Below are 22,806 nucleotides of genomic sequence, written 5' to 3' on the forward strand. Positions count from 1 at the left end.
ACATCACGCTCCGTACCTCTTAAAGAGCTCCTCAAACTGCTCGTTGGTCTCGTCGATGAGGGCCCTGACCTTCTCCACATCCGGCTCGAACTTCATACGGCCTATCTTCTCCCTCACGGGGAGCTTGGCTATCTCCTCAACCGGAACTCCCCTGTCGACGGCCTCCATGGTTCTGTCGTAGAAGTTCAGGATGACCCTCATCATCGTGACCTGCTTTTTCGGCGGACAGTAGGTGTCGACCTCGTCGAAGGCGTCCTGCTGGAGGTAGTCCTCACGGAGCATCCTCGTGACTATGAGAACGGCCTTCTCCTTATCTGGCAAAGCATCGGGACCGACGATCCTGACTATCTCCTGGAGCTCGGCCTCCTTCTGGAGGAGGGCCATGGCCTGGTCGCGCATCTTCCTCCACTCGGGGTCAACGTTCTTATGCCACCAGTCCTGAACGGCATCGAGGTAGAGGGAGTAGCTCCTGAGCCAGTTGATGGCCGGGAAGTGCCTCCTCCTCGCCAGGTCGGCGTCCAGGGCCCAGAAGACCTTAACGACCCTGAGCGTGTTCTGGACGACGGGCTCGCTGAAGTCACCGCCGGGCGGCGAGACCGCTCCTATGACGGAGACGCTTCCAACCCTCTCGTCGCTCCCGAGGGTGACCACCCTGCCGGCGCGCTCGTAGAACTCGGCTATCTTGCTCGCGAGGTAAGCTGGGTAACCCTCCTCACCCGGCATCTCCTCGAGACGGCCGGATATCTCACGGAGCGCCTCGGCCCACCTGCTCGTCGAATCGGCCATCAAAGCCACGTCGTAACCCTGGTCACGGAAGTACTCGGCTATCGTGATTCCGGTGTAAATTGAAGCCTCACGGGCGGCGACTGGCATGTTCGAGGTGTTGGCTATGAGAACGGTCCTCTCCATGAGGGGCTTCCCGGTCTTCGGGTCCTTCAGCTTGGGGAACTCCTCAAGGACGTCGGTCATCTCGTTCCCGCGCTCGCCGCAACCGATGTAGACGACGACCTGGGCGTCGCTCCACTTGGCCAGCTGGTGCTGGGTAACGGTCTTCCCGGAACCGAAGGGGCCCGGAATGGCGGCGGTTCCACCCTTCGCCTGGCTGAAGAAGGTGTCGATTGTCCTCTGACCCGTGATGAGAGGAACCTCGGGCGGGAGCTTCATCCTGTAGGGCCTCTTCACACGGACGGGCCAGCGGTGGTACATCTTGAGTTCCTCGATGCTCCCGTCGGCCTTCTTCACCCTCGCTATGACCTCCTCGATGGTGTACTCGCCCTCCTCGGCTATCTCAACTACCTCTCCCTCAACCCCCGGCGGAACTAAGATCCTGTGCTCGATGATGCTGGTCTCGGGAACGACGCCGAGGACGTCGCCGCCGGTTACCCTGTCCCCAACCTTAACCTTTGGGGTGAAGTGCCACTTCTTGTCCCTCGGCAGGGGCGGGGCGGTGAGACCCCTCGCGATGAAGTCACCGCTGAGCTTCCTTAGGGCCTCAAGGGGCCTCTGGATACCGTCGTACATTGACGTGAGGAGTCCGGGGCCGAGCTCAACGCTCAGAGAGGCGCCGGTTCCCTCGACGGGCTCGCCGGGCCTGATTCCGGACGTCTCCTCGTAGACCTGGATGACTGCTCTGTCGCCCTCAAGGCGGATTATCTCCCCTATGAGGCCCATTTCGCCGACGCGAACCACCTCGTACATCTTGCTTCCTCTCATTTCGTCGGCAACAACCAAAGGACCGGTAACGCGAATTATCCTTCCCATCTTCCTTCACCTCTTCAGTTCAACACCTATTGCCCTCCTAACTATCTCCTTGATGGCCTCCTCACCAAGCCTGGAGCCGGACTTGTCCGGGATCTGAAGGATGATCGGAACCGTTACATCGGGGAGTTCGACCCTCCCAACGAATCTCTCGGATATCAGGATTATCCCTATATCGTCCCTCTCGACGAGTTCCTTCAGCTTGTTCCTGAGGCGCTCCATCTCCAGGGGGGTATCCCCGAAGGAGTAAACCTCGTGGGCACCTGCCAGCCTGAAGCCGAGCGCCGTGTCCCTGTCGCCGAGCACTGCTATCTTCATGAGACATCACCCACGAGCTCCTTTATCCTCTCCGGGTGAACGCCATCCTCAATGAGCTTCGCCATGGCCCCGAGTTTCCTGACCTCTCTCTCCTTCTGGAGGATGTAGCCAAGGGGCGTGGCGACGCTGAGCGGGTAGAACCTGGCGAGTTCCTTCATCCTCCGGAGGATGTAATCCTCGAGCGTTCTCTCGAGGACGCTGAGGTCCCTCTCGACCTCCTCCCTGACGTCCCTGATGACCTTACCGTACCTGGTGGAATCGAGCTCGGCCAGGGCCATGCTCAGGTCCTCAACGTGCAGGAGCGGGTCGAGTTTCACGCTCCCACCGGGGATTATCAGAGATCTTAGCTCCTCCGCGCTCATCTTGGCGGACTTCCCCCGAAGGACGGTGAGTATGTTGGCCCTGTCTATCCTGAGCCTGACGAACTCCTCGAGGATAACCCTCTCCTCGCCCTTTCTCGAGAGGGCGTAGTCGAGAAGTTTCTCGTAATGCATCCTGTAAAGTTCGGTTTCGAACCTCTGAACGGATACCTCGCCGAGGAGCAGTCTCTGATAGGGTTCCTCGTAGGGGGTGCCCTCGAGGATGACGAGTATCTCCTCAAGGGTCTTCGCCTCGGCCATGGCCTTTACCTTGGGCAGCATCGGGCCTATCTCGATGATGTAATCGCTCGCGACCTCTCCGCCGAGCTTCGCCTTAACCACGCTGCTGACGTTTCTGATGTCCCATTCCTCGAGCATGAGCCTGAAGAAGGGACCGACCCTCTTCGGGAGGATCTTGATCATCAGCTCGTAAGTGCCGGCGAGGGCGCTCTCGAGGGCCCTCTCTACCTCCTCAACGGTGTAGGACGAAACGTTGGCGAGGTAGTCCCTGTAGTCCGTATCCTCAAGGCCGACGACGAAGTTCTGCAACGTTCTGCTCTCGGCCAGCTCGTTGAAGCGCTGCTCCGTGAGGAGTTTCGCCTCCATGGCACTTATCCGGGCGTTCGGGTAGGAGTAGGGGGTGTACTTCCAGAGTATCGCGGTCGTCTTGTACCCCACCCAAGTGAACACCAGGGCCAAAGTTGTGTCGAGGATTCCCGTTACCGCTCCCACTTCCATTAACCTCACCCGAAGAGAGCCTTGGCTATCTCCGCCCTCAGCTCGCTCTCAAGCCGTCCTATCCTCGCCTCAAAGGTGTTGTCCACCCTGACCGAACCGTCGATGGTCTCAACGAGGACGCCGCCTATGCTGGACAGGGGTTCACCGAGGGTTATCTCCACGTTTCTACCGGCCTTCTCCGAAACCGCCGCCCTAAACTCCTCGAGCCTGGCCTCGATGAGCCTGAGGGTCCTTTCGTTGGAGCGAGCCACGACGCTCCCAGTCCCGAGCTCCTCGATGGCCCCCGCGGTGAGTTCAACGAGCATGGGGAAGTACTCCTCATCCGGGAGCTCCGCGAGTCTATCCTTGAGGGCGGTTATCACCTCGCGGATGAGACTCTCCTGAACCTCAAGGCGCTTCCTCCTGACCTCAAGGCGAGCGCCGGCTATTATGCGCTGTTTTTCGGTCTCGGCCTGGGTCCTGGCCTTTCTGAGGATCCACTCGGCTTTTGCCTCTCCCCTCTTCTTCGCCTCCTCCTTGATCTTCTCCGCCTCTTTCTGGGCCTCGCTGATTATGTACTGTATCTTCCGCTCCGCTTCCCTGTTAATCTCCTGAATGATGGGCTCTGCCCCTTCCATCCTCCTTCCTCCCTGAGGTTATAAAGAAAGTTTAGTGGAGTCAGAAGCCGACTCCGATGACTATCATGATCAGGGCTCCAACGAGACCGAAGATGGCCATCGTCTCCGCCATGGCGGCGAATATGATTCCCTGGGTGAAGGTCTTCGGGTTCTTGGCGACGGCACCGATGCCCGCGCCCGCGATGATTCCCTGGGGTATTGCCGAGAGACCGGTGAGGCCAACCGTAAGGCCGGCACCGAGGAGGATGGCGCTTTTAACGATGTTGTCCGTGTTGTTGGCCGTGAACTTGAAGCCGCCACCGAGGATTCCCGAGACCATCAGGATGAGGAACAGTGTGATGAGGCCGTATATGCTCTGGGTCATTGGCAGTCCCTCGAGGATGAGGGCGTTCTTGAAGTTCTTCTCGTCTTCGGCGACGACTCCAGCCGCGGCCGCTCCGGCTATACCAACACCGAAGGCAGATGCCGCTCCAGCCAGTCCTGCGGCGAGGGCCGCACCAAGGGATACGTAAACTATCGGGTCCATCTTTCATGCACCTCCTTTAACTTCAAACTCCAGTTCGGAAACCTCTCTTTTTGCCCTGAAGGGCTCGAAGGGTTTACCATCACCTGAATAGAAAGTACCGAAAAACTCAACGTACTGCAAACGGAGCGAGTGAACGAACGCTCCGAGGGCGTTGATGGCGACCGAAAACAGCTGGCCGCCGACAAAAAGTACGAGTCCAATGACTATGCCTATCGGAACGGGGCCGATGTTTATACCCCACACCATCTGGGTGAGCACGTTGACGACCATCGCTATTCCGGCCGTGGCGAGGGCGAGGGCCATGAGCCTCGCGTAACTTAGCCAGCTACCCACGAAGCCGAAGAAGTCCGAGATCACGAGGAGCGCCGCCAGTGCACCGTTCTTGAGCTCGCTGAGCACGAAGAGCACCAGACCCGCCCCGAAAAGGGCCTTTCCTGGCATCTCAAAGGCCGGATTCCTGGTACCGAGGAACAGGGTGGTAATCCCGAGTATTATGAGCATCCAGGAGAGCTGATCGAGTATAGCTTCCTTCACCTCGCCGTTCCTGAGCTTGACGATGAAGCCGACGGTGTAGCCCGTGAAGAGGTGGGCTATGCCTATCGCGAGGGCCAGTTCGAGCACCACGAGGGCGTCCCTGAATGTGTCCCACACGCGCGGAACGCTGAATCCCGCGAGGTCAAGGGCGTTGCCGAAGTAGCTGCCGAAGAGCACTCCCATGCCCATGGTGAAGAAAGAGCTCACGAGCAGGGTGTAGGCGAACTTGTAGGTGCCGTCGTTGAACTTCTTATGGCCCTTGACGAGGAGGGCCGCGATTATCGCTATTATGAGGCCGTACATGAAGTCGGTGAGCATGAAGCCGAAGAAGAACGAGTAAGTGAAGGCTATTATCGGCGTGGGGTCTATCTCGTTGTACTTGGGGACGCCGTACATCTGGGTGAGCATCTCGAAGGGCCTGGCCCAAGATGGGTTCCTCAGCTTTATCGGGATCTCGTCGAGTTCATCCTCCGTGGGCTCCCGGATGTTGATGTAGGCCTTTCCGCCGGTTACCCGCTTGATGCCCTCGAGAACCTCCGGAACGTTCTTTCTCGGTAGCCAGCCGGTCAGGGCGAAGGTCATGTTAGTTCTGGCGAGCATCGGGAGGACGGTCGCCTTGTCGCGCTCGTTCTCCATGAGCTCCTGGTAGAAGACGACGTCATCGTAGTACTTCCCGGCCAGCGCTTCCGCGTCCTTCCTGGCCCTCTCGAGTTCCTCCTCCTTCTCGCTTAGCTTCTCCTCGTACGCCCTGATGAGCTCCCTCGGCGTTCCCTCCCCCTCGGGAACTTCAATTCTCTCGAGGGAGTACTTGGCCAGAATAGGGTTGGCCTTCTCGTAATCCTTGCGCAGAAAGACGAAAACGGCCAGAACTTTGTCCTTCAGTTCCTTTGAAACTATGACCGCCCGCTTTGCCGTGGCCTCCGTAACCTCCTCGACGAGGGGTTTGAACCTGTTCCTCTCAACGGTTCCCACGACGATTTCGATCATGTCGGTTGAGCGGAGGTAAGAAACGTCGAGGTCGATGAGCGAGAGGAGCTCCAGAACCGCTATCTCTCCCTTTATCCTCTCGATCTCCGTCTGGGTGGCGGTTATCCTCCCCTCTACGGCCTTTATCTCGGGTTCGACCGTGGAAAGAAATCTCTCGACGTCCTTTATGAGCTCCTCGATTCCCCTGTACCGGTATCTTTTTTTCTCCGTCTCCCTGGGAAATATGAACTCCCTGATTCCCCCGCCGGATGACTTTCTGTGGGCCTTCAAGAAATCGGCGAGCCGGGAGATGGTTATGGAGTATGAAGCGGCCTTCCTGTGGTACTCGTTGGGCGAGTCCCTCTGGGCTATCTCAACGTTGAGCTCCCTTATCTCAACCACTCCGTTCTCGTGGAGGTACGTCAGGAGGGCGTCCTTGTACCTGTTAAGGGTTATGACCTCGATCTTCACCATCTCTTCGGGCCTGAACATCTCAGCTCCCTCTTACGAGTGCTATTCCCGCGGAGATGGCCCTCTCGAAGTTGTTGGTAGCCCTGACCTTGAGCTCCTCGATCTCCGAATTTCCTGCCTCGAGGATCTTCTTTGCCTCTTTCTCACCCTCGAGGCGGGCCTTTTCGATCAGGGATTGGGCGTTCTTCTCCGCCTCCTCGATTATGCTCTTTTCAAGGGCCCTGGCCTCCTCACGGGCTTTGAGGACTATCCCCCTGGCCTCCTCCTTGGCCCTCTCTATCCGCTCTTCCGCCTCCCTTTCCGCATCGACAATACGCTTGATGACCTCCTCCATTATTTGGCCCCCCTATGGTGAAAACAGGTGATCCTCACTCCATCCTTGGCTTCTGTAATCGGTTTAAATATTTTTTGGAAGTTACAGTTTGAAGCGGGTAACTGGGAAGAAAAGAGGGTAAAGGGGCCTCAATCCGCAGTTTCCGGTTTCTTCCTCTCGAAGAGACCCTTCACGTCGTCGAGAACGCTGTTCTTGGCAAAGACGATGAGCTGTCCCTTCTTCGGAAGCTTCGTATCGCCGGAGGGGATTATCAGGTTGCCCTTCTCGTCGTAGATGGCTACCATGAGGGCGTCCTTGGGCATTTTCAGATCCTTGACCGTTTTGCCGGCTATCTCGCTGTTCCCATCGATGTTGAAGCGGACTATTTCGGCCCCTTCCTTCGGGAAGAGGACGCGGTCGAAGCCCGGGGTGACTATGTTCCTGCTTATGTACTCCGCCGCTATCTCCTCGGGGCTTATGACGAAGTCGAAGTAACGCCTGAGGTCGGTCACTTCCTCGAAGATGCGCCTGTTCTGGGGGTTGCTTATCCTGAGCGACGTCTTTATCTTGGGGTTCAGGTGCTTGGCCAGTATGCAGGCGAGCAGGTTGGCGTCGTCCTTCCCGGTTAAGGCGGCAAAGGCGTCGGCCTGCTTTATGTTGGCCTCCTCCAGCGTTTTGGGGTCGGTGGCGTCGCCCTCTATGACGAGACCGTTGATGAGGAGGGAGAGCTCCTTGGCGCGCTCCTTGTCCATCTCTATTATGGTCACGTCGTGCCCGTCCTCCTCGAGCATCTTAGCCACGAGGGAGCCAACCCTTCCGGCACCCATTATCACGACGAACATCAGTCCTCACCGAGGAGGTATTTGGCTATCTCCGCGTAGGCTGGCCTGGTTATCAGGACTCCTATGAGCACTCCGAGTATCGTCGTGAAGGCGAAACCCTTGAGCGTTCCGACGAAGTACACCAGCAGGAAGCTCATGGCCGCTATCGTGGTCGCCGCCGAGGCGAAGATGACAAAGAACGCCCTCCCCATCCTCCTGAGTACGCTCGAACGCCTGCTTACCCTGGTGCTTCTCTCCCCTCCGAGGAGTTCGTCGGTTATGACGACCTGCTGGTCAACTCCCGTACCTATTGCAGCTATGATACCCGCGATACTCGGGAGGTCGAGGTTCCACTGTATCAACGCGGCAAAGCCCAGGATGATGATGGCCTCGAAGAGGCTCGTCGAAGCGACGGGCACGGCTATCTTCAAGTTGCGGTAGTGGAAGTAAACGATGAGGAACACGGCTATGAGGGCACCTATTCCCGCGTACAACGCCTGGGTCTTGAAGCCTTCACCGAGCCTCGGCGAGATGAACTGCATCCCAACGACGTTGAGCTTGACGGGGAGTGAACCGCTCTTGAGGACGGTGTAAACCTTGCTCGCCTCCTGCTCGGCCGAGAGCCTGTCGGGGGCGCTTCCCGTTATTTGAACATCCTGCTGAGCTTCTCCAACCGTCAGACCCTCACCGAGGGAGTACGGGCCGTAGAGGCCAAGAACCTGGACTATGAGTTGATGGTCGCTCTCTCCCTGGGCCCTCGCAACGTACCTGACCGTTACGTTCATTCCCTCGAGCTCCGTCTGAAGTTCCTGCGGAACGTCAACGAGGACCACCTTGTCCTTGCCCTCCGCGAGCTTGGCTATCTCACCGGCGCTCTGGTTGGCGTAGGCAACGACGCTTATGTTGAAGGCTTTGGTGATCCTCTCAAGGAGCGTCGGCGCTTCCGGGGCCCGGGCGTTGAACTCGGAACTGTTCATGGCCTTGTAAACGCTCTCCGGAACCACCAGGAGAGAGTTAACCGGCGGGTCAAGGAACATGTCAACGGGCCAGCCGGGCTTGCCCTTGGCGAGCTTGGCGAACTTCTCCGCGGCGCTCTTTGAGATCCTGAAGGGAACGCTCCAGCTGTTGTCGGAGTTTATCTTGTAGACGCCAACGTACTCAACGTCCTTCCCCGTTCCAAAGATGACACCGCTGAACTCCATGTAGAAGACACCCTGACTCTCGATAACCGTCTTTATCTGATTCGCCTGTTCCTCCGTGCTTATGTTGGCCACCTTGACGAGGACTATCTGGTTCCCCTGGGCCTCAACGGTTATGTCCCTCAGGCCGAGATTGTTCAACCTCCTCTGGAGGGAGTCAACGACGACCGACATTGTCTTACTATCAACCGGATGCTCGGTCTGGGCAACGAGTGCAACGCCACCGCTTATGTCGATACCGTAGGTGAGCGGCCTGAGCGCGAGGGTTGCTATTGATCCCACGAGGAAGAGTATAAGCAGGAGTATCTTCCAGTTCAGGAGGAGTCTTTTGGTTTTCCTTTTCATACCCTACCACCCCTTGCTTCCCTGGTGAGGTACCACTTCAGAACACCGGCGTTGAGGACCCAGGTGTTCATGAAATCGGCGAGGAGACCAAAGATGAGGACTATGGCGATGTTGTCTATGGTCTGGTTGGTGGACACCAGCCATAGAACGAACAGGGCACCGAGGGTGGTGGTGCTCATGGTAAAGCCAGTGGAAACGGCCGATAGGTAGGCTTCCTCCACGGAGCCCTCCTTCCTCTTGAGGAGCTTCGTCGTTAGCAGGATGTTGCTGTCGACCGTGTAACCTATGAGCATGAGAAGGGCCGCTATGGTCGCTGTTGTGAGCTCGATTCCGAAGATCCCCATCAGGGCAACGGCTATCGTCATGTCCGAGAGGGCCGAGAATATTATTGTGAGCGACGGCACGAGGCTCCTGAAGAACAGGAAGACCACGGCCGCCATGGCGAGGAACGCAAACACCAGCGCCCGTATTCCCTGTTGCTGCGCTATCTTCCCAAAGGTTGGCTGAACCTCACTGTGGATGTACTCCGCGTTCGGGTACCTCTCCTTCAGGACTCTGATTATTCTCACGGGATCAGTACCCGCCGGGGCGTAGACCCTGACACCCGTGGACTGGACGCCCGTGAACCTCTCCACCCTGACGTCCACACCGATTTTATCGCTTACATACTTGGCCAGCTCATCGGGGTTGGCGTCGACCCCGTAGCCCGTGACCACAACACCGCCATTGAGGTCTATGCCCAGAGGTGGGAAGCTAATCGCGAGGAGTATCAGGGCTATCAAGAAGACGGCGAGAGGATAGGTTATCATCTTTTTGTATTCCATCCTCGCGAGGAAGCTCAGTTTCTCCCGCTCCTTTGCCTTTATGCTATCAATAGAAGGCCCTGTCCTTGTTTTAGACTTCGACATACCTTCACCCCTTTACGAGTTTTATCCGGACTTGTCGTTAGTTGGAGGTACGAGTTTTAAAATTAGTGGTTCACGATTAAAAAAGATCACCGGTGAGCATGGTTAAACCAAGCGTAGAAGGGGCATAATCCATAGAAGGGCCCTTAAATCGGAACTTAGAAGAATCCGCCGTGAGCTCGTAGAAAAGCCCCACAACAAACAGGACATAACAATTCAATAGATTCAAAACCCATCCAGAGCGGTTCACCATCAGAACGACCGCTTGACTGCTCTTTACAGGGAGGCTTAACTTTAAAAGGGGGCCCATAAATATGGGCAAGAGGAGGTGAGAGCCATGGCCGAGATAGAGACGATAGGGTTCCACTACGTGGTTGAGGCCGCGGGTTGCGATCCTGAGATCCTCGGTGACGCTAACAGGATAAGGGAGATATTCCTCGAGGCGGCTAAAGTCGGCAAAATGGAGATCAAGGCGAGCTACTTCTTCAAGTTCTCCCCCACCGGCGTCAGCGGGATGGTCATCGTCGCCGAGAGCCACATCTCCATACACACCTGGCCGGAGAGGGGCTACGCGGCCCTGGACGTCTACACCTGCGGAACGAGCGCCGACCCGGAGAAGGCCGTCGATTACATTCTCGAGCAACTAAAGGCGAGATACGCTCACGTTTCGGAAATAAAGAGGGGAATAGAGGAGGACGACAACACCTTCACCCACATGATACTCACGTGGGAGGAGAGCCTAAGGAAAAACGGGGATTAGAGCATCCGCTCTATCTCCTTTATCCTGACAAGAGTGTCATCGAGTATTCTCCGGACGTTCTCAAGCTTCGTCTTCAGCTCCTCATTCTCCCGTTCGAGGGCCCTTACCCTCTCCTCGAGCTCCTCCTTCTCCCTCTTGAGCTTCTCGTACTCCTCCGTTGCGACCAGCTGACCTCCTTTCGCGAGGACTTCGACGTTTCTAACGAGTTCGTCGAGCTTACCAGCTTTTATGAGCTCATAGGTCTCCCTGACCAGCTGTCCGGCCTTGGTTTCTCCCTTCAGGTGTTTCCTTATCGTCTGTTCCGTCCTGCCGAGCTCCTCCGCTATCTCCCCGGTGGTCATCCCGGCCTTTTCCCTCGCTATCGCCCCGGCCGCCACTGCCAGACTGTCGACCCAGGTGAGCCTCTCTGAGGGATCCCTGATGAGCTCTATGACCTCCGGCCTGAAGAGCGTCGCGAATAGCAGAACGCTCTCGAGCCTGTGGATCTCCTCCCTTCCAATCGGGTTGAGGGGAACCTCCATCTCCATCACCTCCCTCCGTTTTTACTCAAGCTCAACAACGGCTTTCCTCTTCAGGACCTTGTCGGGGTGAACGACTATTCCCCGGTCGGTTATCTCGAAGGGATGCCTCTTCATCGAGTGGCTCGTTCCGCGCATCTTCCAGACGATGAGGCTCCTCCTGAGCTCGCCGTCCATTTCGTCGAGATCGAGGCGGATTATCCCGTCGACGCCGTGCTCGACCCCGGGTCCGCCGAAGCCCCTCTCGCCAACGCTTATCTGGCTAACGAACAGGCTGGTAACGCCCATCCCGGCAAGAACCCTCTTCAGCTGCATTACAACGCTCCTCGCCATGGCGGGTTTGTTGATGTAGAGAGTCGTTACGGAGTCTATGACGAGCCTCTTTGCCCCCACGTCCTTAACGGCCGTCCTGAGGACGTCGATGAACTCCCTGATGTCGGTGAGATCGCGGACTATGTACTTCTCATACTCCTTGCTCTTGCCGATCCCGGCGGTAAACGCATCGACCATGGCGAACAGGCCTTCCTCCTCGTACTTCCGAACGTCCCAGCCGAAACCCGCCATGTTCTGCCTCACCTGAACCGGGTGCTCCTCGAGGGCAACGTACACCCCCGGTTCGCCCATTTTGAGACCGTTCCATATGAACTGCTGGCTGAAGATGCTCTTCCCGGTCCCGGGCCCGCCGCTGAGCAGGACCACGTTCCTCTCGGGGATTCCCCCGTGGAGTACCTCGTCCATCCCTGGGATCCCTGTCCCCACGCGCTTAACCATGACACTCACCGTTTGGTTAATGAAACTGAAACTTTTATATATTTTTTGGTTAACGAAACCGAAACTTTTATATATTTCAATTGCGTAAATTTTCATGCAAAAACCCGTTGGGGGGTCAATGGGGAGACGTGCATTAGGTACTAGATGCGTTTCGATTACACCTGGTCCATAGGGGGGTTCTGGATGGGACATATGAAACGACACGAAGCCATTTATTTCGTTCTCCTTGCTTTGGGGTGTATCCTCTGGCTTGAGAATCACTATCCTTCGATTGAAGCAGTTCTTGGTGGCCTGATTGGTGCAGTGGCCATTTACATCGTTCCCGGGGTGATTTTCAGGAGCATGGGAATCAACAAACCCGCTGTGGTCTTTACTATACTATGGGAATTCGTCGGTGCCATCGTGACAAGGGTCATAGATTTCCCTCTCTGGAGTTTCTTTCTAATGGCAGGCGTTGGTGGCGTTGTCGTTTTACTGTTCTTTCCCCTTTTAGAAATGGCAGGTTGGATCACGGGTGATAGCCATAAAGAACTCTAAGCCTCTTTGTGTCTCTCCTTCTTGTCTATATTGCGCCGTGAACTGCTGTGAGGAGGAAGGAACTTATTGTGACTATCTACGCCCCGGACCGTAATGGCGGAGGTGATGTGTAATGATGCTTAGGGATACGCTTGTCTTTTTAATCTCTTTAATTTTCACAGGTCTGGCAATAATTGATGGAACTTCTCTCCTTGTTGCAGTAGCAACAATTATGTTTCCATTTGTTGCCGGCAAATCTCATCCGGCTCCACAGGAGGTGAAAAGGGATGGTTGAAATTACGTTGAAGAGAACGCTACTCATTTTCTTTTTGCTAAATCTTGTTGTCTTTGTGATGGTAGTAACTGACACCGGAAGTATTGAAAACATTCTGTTAGGATAACTGGGGCATCACCTCCTGAAGCCATTCAGCAACATCACCAGGTGGTCGACCAAACCGAGAATGAACCCTAACAAAATTATACCAGAAAGCAAACAGAAAAACAAACCTGTGAACCTTCCGCCAATCCTTACCCCTGAAATTATTCCAGAAACGCCTCGTTCTCTCCTTAAGGGTCCTGATAATGGTTCCAGTCTTCATTTTCCCCCTCTCTTTTCTGAAGTATCATCAGGCACTTAAACCTAACACCCTACTACTTATCCTGACAGTATCGGTTAGGAAAATCAGCGCTTCCGCCTTATGAACTCGCCGACGTCCGTGACGTTCAGAATGAACTTCCTCCCGCTCCCCGGGTTTATCCTGCCGATGCCGAGGAGAACACCGTTCTCATCGTAGATCACCAGCTTCTTCGTCCCCTGCCAGCTGTACCTCCTCACACCACTCCTCGGCACGTCCTTTCCCGTCGTGAAGAGGAAGCCGGCCTTCGGCGTTAGGACGGCGTAGTTCCTCTCGACCCTGACGAAGTAGAAGAACTCGACGTTGGGGTAGAACTTCTCGACGAGGTTTTCATCCACCTTGATCGTGCCCACGAAGGTTCCGTAGGAGTGGGGTTTGAGTTTAATCCGTTCAACCCCCTTCCAGAGGCTCTCGTTCACGGCGTAGACGTCGCGGAACCTCCCCTCGACCACGGCGAAGAAGTGATGTCTCAGCTCACCGTACTTCTCCGCCTCCCTCAGAAGCAGGTCGTACTCCCAGGCCGAGGCCCTTCTGTACCTTAGCTCTCCCCCCATGGTTAAGCCCTCGATGGGGGCCTTAAAAGGCTATCCCGCTTCGCCCGGGAGCCACAATGGCGGGATGAGAGAAAAATTTATAAACCCACTCGGGGGAGTATGGAACGGGCACCGGGTCCCGCGGTAGCCTAGCCTGGGAGCGGCGGCGGACTGTAGATCCGCAGGTCCCCGGTTCAAATCCGGGCCGCGGGACCACCAGAATTCCAACGGCTCTTCTGATCATTGCAATCACAGCCTCGATTTTTATGCACCTTCTGCCCGAGCTTTTAGAAAACCTTTTAATCTTCAGCACCATGTTAAACTTCGGTGTTTAAGATGTCCGGCGATAGTTTTCTCACGGAGCAACAGATCAGGATCCTCCGTCTTCGAGCTCAGGGGTTGAAGCAGAGCGAGATAGCCGAGCTACTCGGCACGAGCAGGGCCAACGTGAGCATACTCGAAAGGAGGGCCCTAAGGAAGATAGAGAAGGCCCGGAACACCCTTCTACTCTGGGAGCAGATTAACTCCCGGCTGAGCGTTGAGGTGAGGAAGGGGGAGGACATCTTCAGCGTTCCCGAGAGACTCTTCAAAAGGGCGGACGAGCTCGGGGTTCACGTTCCCTACAGCACCGCCGAGATAATAGCCTTCCTCGTTGAACACGCCCCCCTGAAGGATCGCATAGCCAGGGATGACTTTACGCTGTTCCTTGACTCCAAGAACAGGCTCAGGATCGGCGAGTACCTCGCCAACGAGACCGTTGAATCGAAGGATGGGGAGTGAATACCACACTTCTACTCGTCCCTGTTGTCACCGGCGGAGGTCGGTGGTTTGGTCGCGATACAAGGCCGGACAATCCGAAAGGCCAATAAGGGCCGGGTGCGTAACACCCACGGTGATACGATGCTCCTGAGGGACTACAGGTTTCCAGGCAGGTACGGACCCGAGTGGGGCAGCGGCGGGATATTCGGACTGCGCTACCACAGGGGGACGCTCTACTTCACCCTCGCCTTCGAGGCCGAGGCTCACTTCGTGGACGTAAAAAGCGGTGAGGAAAAGGTCTACGATTTCACCCTCCTTGGGGACGCACCCACGAGCGGCGGGGACACCTACAACGCCGTCGAGACCGTTGACGAGTTCATCTACTTCGGCGGCTGGGTTCACGCGCCGGCCGTTTACCGGAAGGACAGACGGATACTCTTCACCAACAAGTACTCCCACGTCCACGCCTACGACACGAAAGAGGGAACGGTTAAGCTCCTCTGGAAGGACTCCATCCACCACGAGACTGACTGGGCGGGGGAGGTCAGCGACATAATCTATGACCCATATAACGATAGACTTCTCCTCGCGAGGGAGGACGGTCACGCCAACCTCGGCGTCTACTCCCTCGACAGAAAAACCGGAAAAGCCGAGGCCCTTCTCCGCGAGCCCTCGGCGAAGGGAACGGTGGTTCACGACAGCGCGTTCTTTGGGGTAGGGAACAACTTCACCGAGGGCCTCAGGGAGATAAGGGCCCTAGACCTGATAACCGGGAAGTGGGAAACGTTCAGGGCCGGAGAGAGCGTCGACGGGAGGCCGTACGTAAGGCCGGGGTACGGGCCGCTGGCGAGCGCCTACAACAGGGCCTTCGCCTTCGTCCGCGGTGGGATTATAGCGGGCAACCCATTGATGGGCGAGGACTTCAGGTTCTTCAGGCTCTTTGACTTCTACACCTTCTACGCCCCCTTCAGGGTGAACGCGATAAACACCGGAGGCGGGATCCTAATAGCATACAACGCCCACCACGACGCGGCTTACAGGCCCGACGACGGGTTCACCTGGGCCACCACCAACACTTTGGTCGGCCCGAGCGTTCTCCTCTACGTTGCCCCGCCGATGGTGAAGATAGTGGGAACCTTCGGGGCGAGGGTGACGAGCATCGAGAAGATGGACGGGAAGCTCCTCGTGGCGACCAACAGCGCCCCGAACACTGGTTCGACGGAGGCGACACCCTTCGATACAGGTAACCGGGACATCACGGTCCTCGACGAGAAGATACTCCAGCAGAGGCCTCCGACCGTGAGCTTTTCCCTGCCCCTCGCGCTCCCAAGCATGGCGAAGGAGATGGGGGCCGGAACCTTCGGGGGAATCCCGCTGGATGGCTACCGCGAGCCGAGGATGATCCTCCACCTGAGCAGGGACAACCGCATTAGGGTTTACGAGTACGACCTCTCGCTTCCGGCCGGAGAAGCAACCGAGGAGACCTTCGACGTCAAAGCGGGTAAGAACGTCCTCGAGCTCGACTCCTTCGGCGGCATCCTGAGCTTCGAGCTGGAGAAAGGGGATACGAAAGGAAAGGTGAGAATAGAGCTCCGTTAGCCTTTCCGTTTCCTTTTTGTCTGTGTTCGCCGGATCCTCAGGATTTTGCACTTTCTCTGACGTTGTTCCATGAGTAGCTGGACTCGATGAGCTCCGCCACCGTTATGTGTTTCTCTTCGGTTATCGTGGGCTCAAATTCCTTCAGGCTCTCGAGGAGCTCTTCCTTCGGGAGCGCCTCCTCGTCGAAGACCACGTAGCCGTTCTTGGCGTAGCCGTTGAGGAAGGCCCTCCAGACCCTTCCGTCCTTGAGGAGCTCGTACTGCTTCGCCGTCGCCCTCTCCCAGTCGATGTTCCCGAACCTGAACCTGAGCATCGTCAGCTTTTTCTCCCCGTTAACGGTCATCCCAACCACCTCAGTGCTTCTCCATGACCCCGAGGTAGTCCTCGATGTCGATGTAGGTCTTCCTGTAGAGCTCGCTCTTCTTCATCTTCTCCACGAACTCCTTCGTCCTGATGTACTTGTCCTTCCTGTAGTCCCAGTCGGGGTGGAGCGCCTTCCACTCCTCCCAGCTGTAGCTGAACTGGGCCTGCACCTTATCCCTGTAGAGCTCGGGAATCACGTTGAACGTACAGAAGGGCACTATCCTGCCATCGGGCATCGCGTAGTGGATGACGCAGCGCTCGACCCTCTCGACGTCGTAGTTGTACTCGTCCATGAAGTGCATCATTCCCAGGAAGAGCGCATTGGTGTGGAACTTTCCGAGGGCGTCGTAGTTGCCGTGGACGAAGGCGTTCTTTATGAGCTCGAGGACGCTGAGGCCCTTGGGGGCGTACTTATCGTCGTAGAAGCTCTTGAACTTCATGAATATCTCGGCGCCGAGCTTGAGCCTGCGGAGCTTGCCCATCTTCTTCCACTGCTCTATCTCCTCAGCCTTGCTCTCCAGGAACTCAACGAAGCCCTCAACGTCGAGGAACCTGCTTATCGGCACCACCCGCTTGTTCTCCCTGTCGAGGAAGGCGTAGGTTGCCGCGCCGCAGGCGTAGTGGCTGGTCATGTAGTACTTGCTCCCGGCGAAGACCTCGAAGAACCTCGCTATGTGACCCGCTATCGGTATGGGATACCAGTCGTCCTGGGCTATGGCCCCGTGGGTCTGCTCCTCTATCCGCTCTATGGCTCCGGGTATCGTTATCCTGAAGCGCTGGCGCTCCCTCTTCGGAACCCTCCCGACGAGGGAAATCGGCTGGAAGTTCACGCCCCTCACTATGTCGAGGTGGTTGAGGGCGAAGTTTATCATCGCCCCGAGCTCGTGGTCGTTGACGTTCCTTATGGTGGTCGGCACGAGGACTATGCCCGGCCCGCCGGCCTTCCTGACGTTATCGAAGATGAGCGGGACCTCCCAGTGGTTCTTCCAGTTGGTCTGGGGCGTCATGCCGTCGTAGCTCATGTAGAGGGTGTTAACGCCAGCCTCCCTGATTTTCTTAACGAGCTCCGGTTCAAATGCGAGCTTTATTCCGTCCGTGTTGAGCTGGACGTGGTCGTAACCTTCTTCCCTTGCGATCCTGATTATCTCGATGAGGTCATCCCTCAATGTGGGCTCTCCACCGGTGAGCTGAACCGCGTTCGCTCCGATGGGCTGCTCCTTCTTCGCGTTGCGGAGCATCATCCGTATCTGCTCGAGCGTGGGCTCGTATATCGGCTGGCCCTCTTTGGCGTAGAAGAAGCAGTTGCTCACGAGTAGACCGTCGGAGGCAACGAACGAGTGTCCGGGGCTCTCGACTTCAATGTCGTAGACGTATCCCGAGTAATCCTCCTCTTCGATGCTCTTCACCGGATCGAGGTAGAAGTCGCTGACCTTCGTTATTCTTGCGGGCTTCCTCGCCCCAACCTCACCCAGTCTCTCCCTGTGGCCCTCCCCGAGTTCGACTACCTCAATGAGCCTCTCGAGGTCCTTTCCGGCCACGTATACCTTGTAGAGGTCGTGGTTCGCCCCCGCAACCTTCTCCTTTTTGACCTCGTAGACCCTCGCAAAGATCCCGAAGGATGCGAGTAGATAGAGAACGTCCCTTATCAGGCCGCGGGAGACGCTGGCGTAGCCGATGTTCAGGTGTCTCTCGCCCCTCACAACGTAGCCATCGCCGTTGAGTAAGCCTGAGAGGAGTGCCGCCCTGACCTCGTAGGGGTAGTTGAGGAAGTCCCTCGGGAGCCTCTTGTTCTCTGCCTTTTCAGGGATTCCGAGGGCGTACTTGAAGACGAGGCGGACCAGTCTGCTCCCGATCACTATCTGCTTCGCCTTCCCTTCGGCCTCAAGGATGCTGTGGGGAAGCTTGAGCTCCTTGAGGATAGATAGTATCTCCTCTTCAACGTCCTTATGGCCAACCGTTATGCGGACATCTTTGTCTGTGTAGTGCCCGTCCGACACGAAGTAGCCTATGAGCCTTGCGAGGGGGGGAGTGACCTCAAGTTTCGAGGGCAGTTCATAATCGGTCGCGTCCCTCCCGAGCCTGAACTCGCCCGGGACGTTTAGCTTGTAGAAGGCGCTTAAAGGCATTGAGTCCTGGCTCTTCCAGGAGTAAATCCTGTCCCCGTATTCCTCCTTCAACGGGGAAAGGTCGATTCCCCCTATGCCCCTGACGTAGGTCTTCTCCTTCTCCTCCTCGGGCAGGGATTTAAACGCCTCAATCAGGTCTATGGTGTAGGGTGCACCGCTCTCCGGGATCCTCCACGTTGAGAGAAGCTCGTCGCCCGGTTTGAGCTCGTCGGCCCTCTTCTTCACGAGCTTTCCGTCCACGTGGACGAACACCTTGTGCTCCGGGGTGACCCTCAGCGTCCTCCCCGTTCCCGTTCTTATCCTGAGGATCTTGCCCTCGTGTCTCCTCCTGAGGAATTTGGTTACCTTCGTCCACCTGGCCTCCCCGTCCTCGAAGGTCAGGACGTGGATATCATCGGGCGTTGAGTACTCTCCCTTGAACCCGTCGATCTCAACTTTGTTCTCGAAGGAGAACCTCTTGGCAAGGTCCCCGAACTTCAGGAGACTCACCTCGTTTCCGACCTTGAAAACCGCCTCCTCGTCCGGGGGGAAGCAATACCAGCAGCTCAAATTGCACCTGTTCGTCAAAACGATGTTTATCAGGCTCGTGTGGGAGCGGTGCCTTGAGCAGAGACCGCAGTCGAGAGGACAGTTGGCGCCTGTGTTCTCGACGTTGGAACTCGTGATCTTGAAGTCGTACCTCCACTTCTGGAACCTGTAGTACTGCTCAACGCTCTCGTAGTAAAGACCGGTTATCATACCCTCGGGGCAGCGCTTGGTTATCCACACCCTGCCGTCCTTCTCCCACACGAGGGCGGGAACGACCCTCCTCGTCTCGGGACAGAGAGAGTAGGTCCTGTGGGGCAGGGGGCCGCCGTAGGCCCTGCTGGCCCTTCTCATCATTTTCTCGAACTCATCCTCACCTATCTCGGGGAACTCGATTACGTCCCTGATCCTCCTCGTTAATTGCTCGAACTCCTTCTCGCCACTCGGCACCTCACCAACGTTTTCTGCCATACCCATTCACCCCTTTTTCCACTCCCTTTGCTGGCCTCTGTTTCGCTTCAGGATATAAAAACTTTTGCGTAAATATGAAGATTTTACTGCATATGTATGCCCCATATCTGTGTAAAAGACCGGGACAGACGGCGGGACAACGGTAAGGTTAAAAGCGGGCCCTCCAACCTATCCCGGTGGTGAGATGCCGGCGAGGGAGATGAGGATGGAGATGTTTCTAAGGGCCCTCCTCCGGAGGGACTTCACGAAGGCGAAGGCTCACCTGGAGAAGCTCCAGAAGATGGCCGGTTCCGACGAGTGGGGAAGGGGCTACGGAAGGGCCATAGATGGGTTCATGAGCGCCCTCAAGGACAACGACGGCGATGCCCTCATAGTTCAGCTGATAAACGAACACGACCGGGAAAAGGCGAAGAAACTCCTCGAACACTTTGAGGGCATCCTCGAGCACGAGTTTAGGGATGAATACGAGAAGGGTTACTACACCGCCTGGGTCGAGTTCCTCAAGGCCTACCTAAATCAGAAGACCCTGATCAGTGGATGAGGTGTTCCCATGGGAAAGGAAGAGGCCATGAGGAAACTCGAGGAGAAGATAAGGACGTGTCAGAGATGCCCCCTCGGAAAGCTCAGGACGAACGCCGTTCCCGGTTCCGGGAGCTACGACGCGAAGGTCATGTTCGTGGGGGAGGCGCCGGGCTACTGGGAAGATCAGAAGGGCCTGCCCTTCGTAGGTCGCGCCGGAAAGGTCCTTGACGAACTCCTGGAGGAGATAGGTCTCAGCAGGGACGAGATTTACATAACTAACATAGTGAAGTGCCGTCCCCCGGAGAACCGCGATCCAACAGAGGAGGAGATCAAAGCCTGCTCCCCCTACCTCGACAGGCAGATCGACATAATCCGGCCGAAGGTCATAGTCCCCCTCGGGAGGCACTCCATGCGCTACATCCTCGAGAAGTTTGGCTTCGAGGTCGAGCCCATAAGCAAGATACACGGAAAAACCTTTGAGGCAAGCACGCTCTTCGGGAAATTCGTCATAATGCCAATGTACCATCCAGCGGTGGCCCTCTACCGTCCCGCCATGAGGGAGGAACTTAGGAAGGATTTCCAGAAACTGAAGGGGCTCCTCAACGGCTTCTGATAGAATGGCGTGATTTCCCTGAAGTATCTATTCCTAAATCCCTTTATTAATTGACGTCTTTCAATCTCACCGGCTCCTTTCCGGTAGTTTTTTGGGAAAGATTTTCATGGATATGTGGCACAATGATATACTTGAAAGCATTCATTAATACAGCAATACCTCTATATCGACTATGAAGATAAGAACAGGGGTCCAACGTATGGAAAGTTCCGCAGGATTTTCTATAGAATATAACAGAATGCCAAAAGATATTCCAGAAAGTTTATATTTAAACCTGAGATTTCCGGGTGAAGTATTGGGGAGGTGGACAAATGTCAGATTTCGGAATACTGTCTCTGCTGCCACCGCTGGTGGCCATCATACTGGCGATATGGACGAAGAGGGTTATCCTGGCCCTGTTCGCCGGCGTCTGGATTGGAGGCGTCATGGTCGCAGGCTGGAACCCCGTTACCGGAACCACACAGACCCTCGACTGGATCGTTGGAAACGCCATCGACGACTGGAACGTCAAGATACTGCTCTTCGACTTCCTCATAGGAGCGGGCGTTGGACTGATATACAAGTCCGGCGGGGCGATGGCGATAGGTCGTGCCCTCACGAGTCGCGTTAGGACCAGCCGCGGCGCTTCCCTGATGGGATGGCTCCTCGGTGTGCTCGTGTTCTTCGACGACTACACCAACACCATCATCGTCGGCAACACCATGAGGCCCATAACCGACAGGACGCGGGTCTCGAGGGAGATGTTAGCGTATATAGACGACTCCACGGCCGCCCCCGTCGCGGGCCTCGCCCTGGTCTCGACGTGGATAGGCTACGAGGTGGGCCTGATAGGGGACGCCTTCAAGGACCTCAACGTTGACTACGGTGCCTACGCCGCCTGGCTCCACAGCGTTCCCTTCAGGTTCTACTCGATATTCGCGATAATCCTCGTCTTCCTGGTGGCGTTTACCCACAGGCACTACGGCCCGATGCTCCACGCGGAACTCCGCGCGAGGAAGGAGGGGAAGGTCCTCCGCGACGGTGCCAAACCGCTCATGACCACGGAGGTTGACCTCGGAATGCCGAAGGAGAACGGCAGCGTCCACGTCTTCATCTGGCCTATACTGACGCTAATCTTCGTCACACTCTACGGCATGTGGTACACCGGCGGGGGAAGCAAGACCTACGCCACCGACGGACTGATGGGGGTCCTCGGAAACTCCGACGCTGCCCTCGCTCTGCTGTGGGGAAGCTTTGCCATGGTCGTCGTGGCCTTCATCCTGGTGCTGGGAATGAGGCTCATGACAATAGAGGAAGCCGAGGACGCGATAGTCCGCGGGATGAAGCAGATGGTCATCGCCAACACGATCCTGCTGCTCGCATGGAGTATCAAGAGCGCCACCGACGCCGTCGGAACGGCTCCGTACGTCGTCGACCTCGCCAAGAGCGCCGGCGTTGGCGGAAGCTGGGTGCCGCTGATAGTGTTCCTCATCTCCATGTTCATCTCCTTCACAACGGGGACCAGCTGGGGAACCTTCAGCATCATGCTGCCCATAGCCATACCGCTCGCCTACGGAGTCACCGGTAACGTCGGCCCCGAGGTCTTCGCCAGCATCGGTGCCGTCTTCGCGGGCGGTATCTTCGGCGACCACTGCTCCCCGATAAGCGATACAACGATTATGAGTTCGATGTTCAGCGGTTCGGACCACATAGACCACGTCACCACCCAGGTGCCGTACGCGGTAACCGCGGCCAGCGTCGGTATAGTGCTCTACCTTCTCTTTGGCATAGGCCTCTACAGCTGGCCCGTGCTCCTCTTACTCGGCCTCGGGCTCCTCATCGGCGCCCACTACGTCCTTAGCGAGTGGTACGGGGGGAAGTACGGGGTCCCCCACGGCAAGGTCCCGGTGTACGTGGCCGAGGAGTGAGTCCAGGTTTTTACATTTTTTATTAAATCCGATTTTTATTTTTCTTATGTTGTGTTAATGGATATTCTTGTTTTTTATACTGACGATACCAATGTTGTTAGGGTTATCAACCAAAGGTTAACAAAAAACTTAAATACTCCTGTTAAGCTTAATAGACGAAAATCTACAGGAGGTGATAATATGGACCCCCACTATGTGGTGCAGGCTCCTAATGGCAAGGGTTGTGCGGCCTGTTCCATCTGCGCCATCTGCCTTGCGGATGGTCCCGTCCCCGATTTTGAGGGCGCCGGGATATACGGTCTCTTCGGTCTCTTTTGA

Annotated in this window: 24 protein-coding genes, 1 tRNA gene and 1 pseudogene; 10 read left to right on the forward strand and 16 right to left on the reverse strand. The window is 56.5% G+C overall.

The window, feature by feature from the left end; all coding sequences use genetic code 11:
- Positions 1–3: 3 nt before the first annotated feature.
- The 10 genes from A3L02_RS06270 to A3L02_RS06315 all read right to left on the reverse strand — a co-directional run bounded on the left by A3L02_RS06270 (position 4) and on the right by A3L02_RS06315 (position 9,873).
- A complete protein-coding gene (locus A3L02_RS06270) occupies positions 4–1,761 on the reverse strand; it encodes an ATP synthase subunit A (protein ID WP_088863127.1) in 1,758 nt (585 codons plus the stop codon).
- Between the two features lie 6 nt (positions 1,762–1,767).
- Entirely contained in the window at positions 1,768–2,076 is a 309-nt protein-coding gene (locus tag A3L02_RS06275) for a V-type ATP synthase subunit F (protein ID WP_088863128.1), read from the reverse strand.
- A complete protein-coding gene (locus tag A3L02_RS06280; protein ID WP_088863129.1) occupies positions 2,073–3,173 on the reverse strand; it encodes a V-type ATP synthase subunit C in 1,101 nt (366 codons plus the stop codon). Before A3L02_RS06280 ends, A3L02_RS06275 begins: the two co-directional genes overlap by 4 nt.
- 5 nt (positions 3,174–3,178) lie before the next feature.
- Positions 3,179–3,790, reverse strand: a complete 612-nt coding sequence (locus tag A3L02_RS06285; protein ID WP_088863130.1) for a V-type ATP synthase subunit E — start codon at positions 3,788–3,790, stop codon at positions 3,179–3,181.
- Positions 3,791–3,830: 40 nt separating this feature from the next.
- Entirely contained in the window at positions 3,831–4,316 is a 486-nt protein-coding gene (locus A3L02_RS06290; protein WP_054833920.1) for an ATP synthase subunit K, read from the reverse strand.
- A gap of 3 nt (positions 4,317–4,319) precedes the next feature.
- On the reverse strand, positions 4,320–6,308 hold the full coding sequence (locus tag A3L02_RS06295; protein ID WP_088863131.1) for a V-type ATP synthase subunit I: 1,989 nt from the start codon (positions 6,306–6,308) through the stop codon (positions 4,320–4,322).
- Position 6,309: 1 nt separating this feature from the next.
- On the reverse strand, positions 6,310–6,621 hold the full coding sequence (locus tag A3L02_RS06300; protein WP_054833919.1) for a V-type ATP synthase subunit H: 312 nt from the start codon (positions 6,619–6,621) through the stop codon (positions 6,310–6,312).
- 128 nt (positions 6,622–6,749) lie between these two features.
- On the reverse strand, positions 6,750–7,442 hold the full coding sequence (locus A3L02_RS06305) for a potassium channel family protein (protein ID WP_088863132.1): 693 nt from the start codon (positions 7,440–7,442) through the stop codon (positions 6,750–6,752).
- The gene (locus A3L02_RS06310; RefSeq protein WP_088863133.1) at positions 7,442–8,965 is read right to left on the reverse strand and encodes a preprotein translocase subunit SecD; all 1,524 of its coding nucleotides are present in this window, start codon (positions 8,963–8,965) and stop codon (positions 7,442–7,444) included. The genes A3L02_RS06305 and A3L02_RS06310 overlap by 1 nt, the downstream gene beginning before the upstream one ends.
- Positions 8,962–9,873 (reverse strand): protein translocase subunit SecF, encoded by a 912-nt coding sequence (locus A3L02_RS06315; protein WP_088863134.1) that lies wholly within the window; start codon positions 9,871–9,873, stop codon positions 8,962–8,964. The genes A3L02_RS06310 and A3L02_RS06315 overlap by 4 nt, the downstream gene beginning before the upstream one ends.
- A gap of 343 nt (positions 9,874–10,216) precedes the next feature.
- Between A3L02_RS06315 and speD the strand changes: the two genes are divergently transcribed.
- Positions 10,217–10,630 (forward strand): adenosylmethionine decarboxylase, encoded by a 414-nt coding sequence (speD, locus tag A3L02_RS06320; protein ID WP_088863845.1) that lies wholly within the window; start codon positions 10,217–10,219, stop codon positions 10,628–10,630.
- Here speD and A3L02_RS06325 read toward each other — a convergent pair.
- Positions 10,627–11,151, reverse strand: a complete 525-nt coding sequence (locus tag A3L02_RS06325) for a hypothetical protein (protein WP_088863135.1) — start codon at positions 11,149–11,151, stop codon at positions 10,627–10,629. The two genes, speD and A3L02_RS06325, sit on opposite strands and share 4 nt — an antisense overlap.
- Positions 11,152–11,172: 21 nt before the next feature.
- Complete coding sequence (locus A3L02_RS06330) at positions 11,173–11,919, reverse strand: KaiC domain-containing protein (RefSeq protein ID WP_088863136.1); 747 nt, start codon at positions 11,917–11,919, stop codon at positions 11,173–11,175.
- Between the two features lie 183 nt (positions 11,920–12,102).
- Here A3L02_RS06330 and A3L02_RS06335 point away from each other — a divergent pair, with 183 nt between their 5' ends.
- Positions 12,103–12,456: a hypothetical protein gene (locus A3L02_RS06335; RefSeq protein ID WP_088862446.1), complete on the forward strand. Its 354-nt coding sequence runs from the start codon at positions 12,103–12,105 to the stop codon at positions 12,454–12,456.
- Positions 12,457–12,568: 112 nt separating this feature from the next.
- A complete protein-coding gene (locus A3L02_RS10220; protein WP_157895719.1) occupies positions 12,569–12,730 on the forward strand; it encodes a hypothetical protein in 162 nt (53 codons plus the stop codon).
- 97 nt (positions 12,731–12,827) lie between these two features.
- On the opposite strand, the pseudogene A3L02_RS06340 reads toward A3L02_RS10220, so the two are convergent.
- Both A3L02_RS06340 and A3L02_RS06345 read right to left on the reverse strand, forming a co-directional pair.
- Positions 12,828–13,013 (reverse strand): annotated as a pseudogene (locus tag A3L02_RS06340) (IS6 family transposase); the annotation flags it as partial.
- A 104-nt stretch (positions 13,014–13,117) separates the two neighbouring features.
- The gene (locus tag A3L02_RS06345) at positions 13,118–13,624 is read right to left on the reverse strand and encodes a PUA domain-containing protein (RefSeq protein ID WP_088863137.1); all 507 of its coding nucleotides are present in this window, start codon (positions 13,622–13,624) and stop codon (positions 13,118–13,120) included.
- 117 nt (positions 13,625–13,741) lie between these two features.
- On the opposite strand from A3L02_RS06345, the gene A3L02_RS06350 reads away from it, so the two are divergent.
- The 3 genes from A3L02_RS06350 (at position 13,742) to A3L02_RS06360 (ending at position 15,961) form a co-directional block, all read left to right on the forward strand.
- Positions 13,742–13,819 (forward strand) — tRNA-Tyr (locus A3L02_RS06350).
- A gap of 120 nt (positions 13,820–13,939) precedes the next feature.
- On the forward strand, positions 13,940–14,383 hold the full coding sequence (locus A3L02_RS06355) for a Tfx family DNA-binding protein (protein WP_088863138.1): 444 nt from the start codon (positions 13,940–13,942) through the stop codon (positions 14,381–14,383).
- Positions 14,384–14,503: 120 nt separating this feature from the next.
- The gene (locus tag A3L02_RS06360; RefSeq protein WP_088863139.1) at positions 14,504–15,961 is read left to right on the forward strand and encodes a DUF2139 domain-containing protein; all 1,458 of its coding nucleotides are present in this window, start codon (positions 14,504–14,506) and stop codon (positions 15,959–15,961) included.
- Between the two features lie 37 nt (positions 15,962–15,998).
- On the opposite strand, the gene A3L02_RS06365 is transcribed toward A3L02_RS06360, so the two are convergent.
- A complete protein-coding gene (locus A3L02_RS06365) occupies positions 15,999–16,304 on the reverse strand; it encodes a DUF3213 domain-containing protein (RefSeq protein WP_088863140.1) in 306 nt (101 codons plus the stop codon).
- 10 nt (positions 16,305–16,314) lie between these two features.
- A complete protein-coding gene (gene tes-int, locus A3L02_RS06370; protein ID WP_237268581.1) occupies positions 16,315–19,446 on the reverse strand; it encodes a tetraether lipid synthase Tes, intein-containing in 3,132 nt (1,043 codons plus the stop codon).
- Between the two features lie 184 nt (positions 19,447–19,630).
- Between tes-int and A3L02_RS06375 the strand changes: the two genes are divergently transcribed.
- The 4 genes from A3L02_RS06375 (at position 19,631) to A3L02_RS06390 (ending at position 22,806) form a co-directional block, all read left to right on the forward strand.
- Positions 19,631–19,987 (forward strand): hypothetical protein, encoded by a 357-nt coding sequence (locus A3L02_RS06375; RefSeq protein WP_088863141.1) that lies wholly within the window; start codon positions 19,631–19,633, stop codon positions 19,985–19,987.
- 9 nt (positions 19,988–19,996) lie between these two features.
- On the forward strand, positions 19,997–20,581 hold the full coding sequence (udg, locus tag A3L02_RS06380; RefSeq protein WP_088863142.1) for a type-4 uracil-DNA glycosylase: 585 nt from the start codon (positions 19,997–19,999) through the stop codon (positions 20,579–20,581).
- Positions 20,582–20,892: 311 nt separating this feature from the next.
- Positions 20,893–22,488 carry a Na+/H+ antiporter NhaC family protein gene (locus A3L02_RS06385; protein WP_088863143.1) on the forward strand — a complete coding sequence of 532 codons (1,596 nt, stop codon included), beginning with the start codon at positions 20,893–20,895 and terminating at the stop codon, positions 22,486–22,488.
- 180 nt (positions 22,489–22,668) lie between these two features.
- Positions 22,669–22,806 (forward strand): subtilosin A family bacteriocin, encoded by a 138-nt coding sequence (locus A3L02_RS06390; protein ID WP_088863144.1) that lies wholly within the window; start codon positions 22,669–22,671, stop codon positions 22,804–22,806.

Origin of the sequence: Thermococcus celer Vu 13 = JCM 8558 (assembly GCF_002214365.1) — an archaeon.
GTDB classification, from domain to species: Archaea; Methanobacteriota_B; Thermococci; order Thermococcales; family Thermococcaceae; genus Thermococcus; species Thermococcus celer.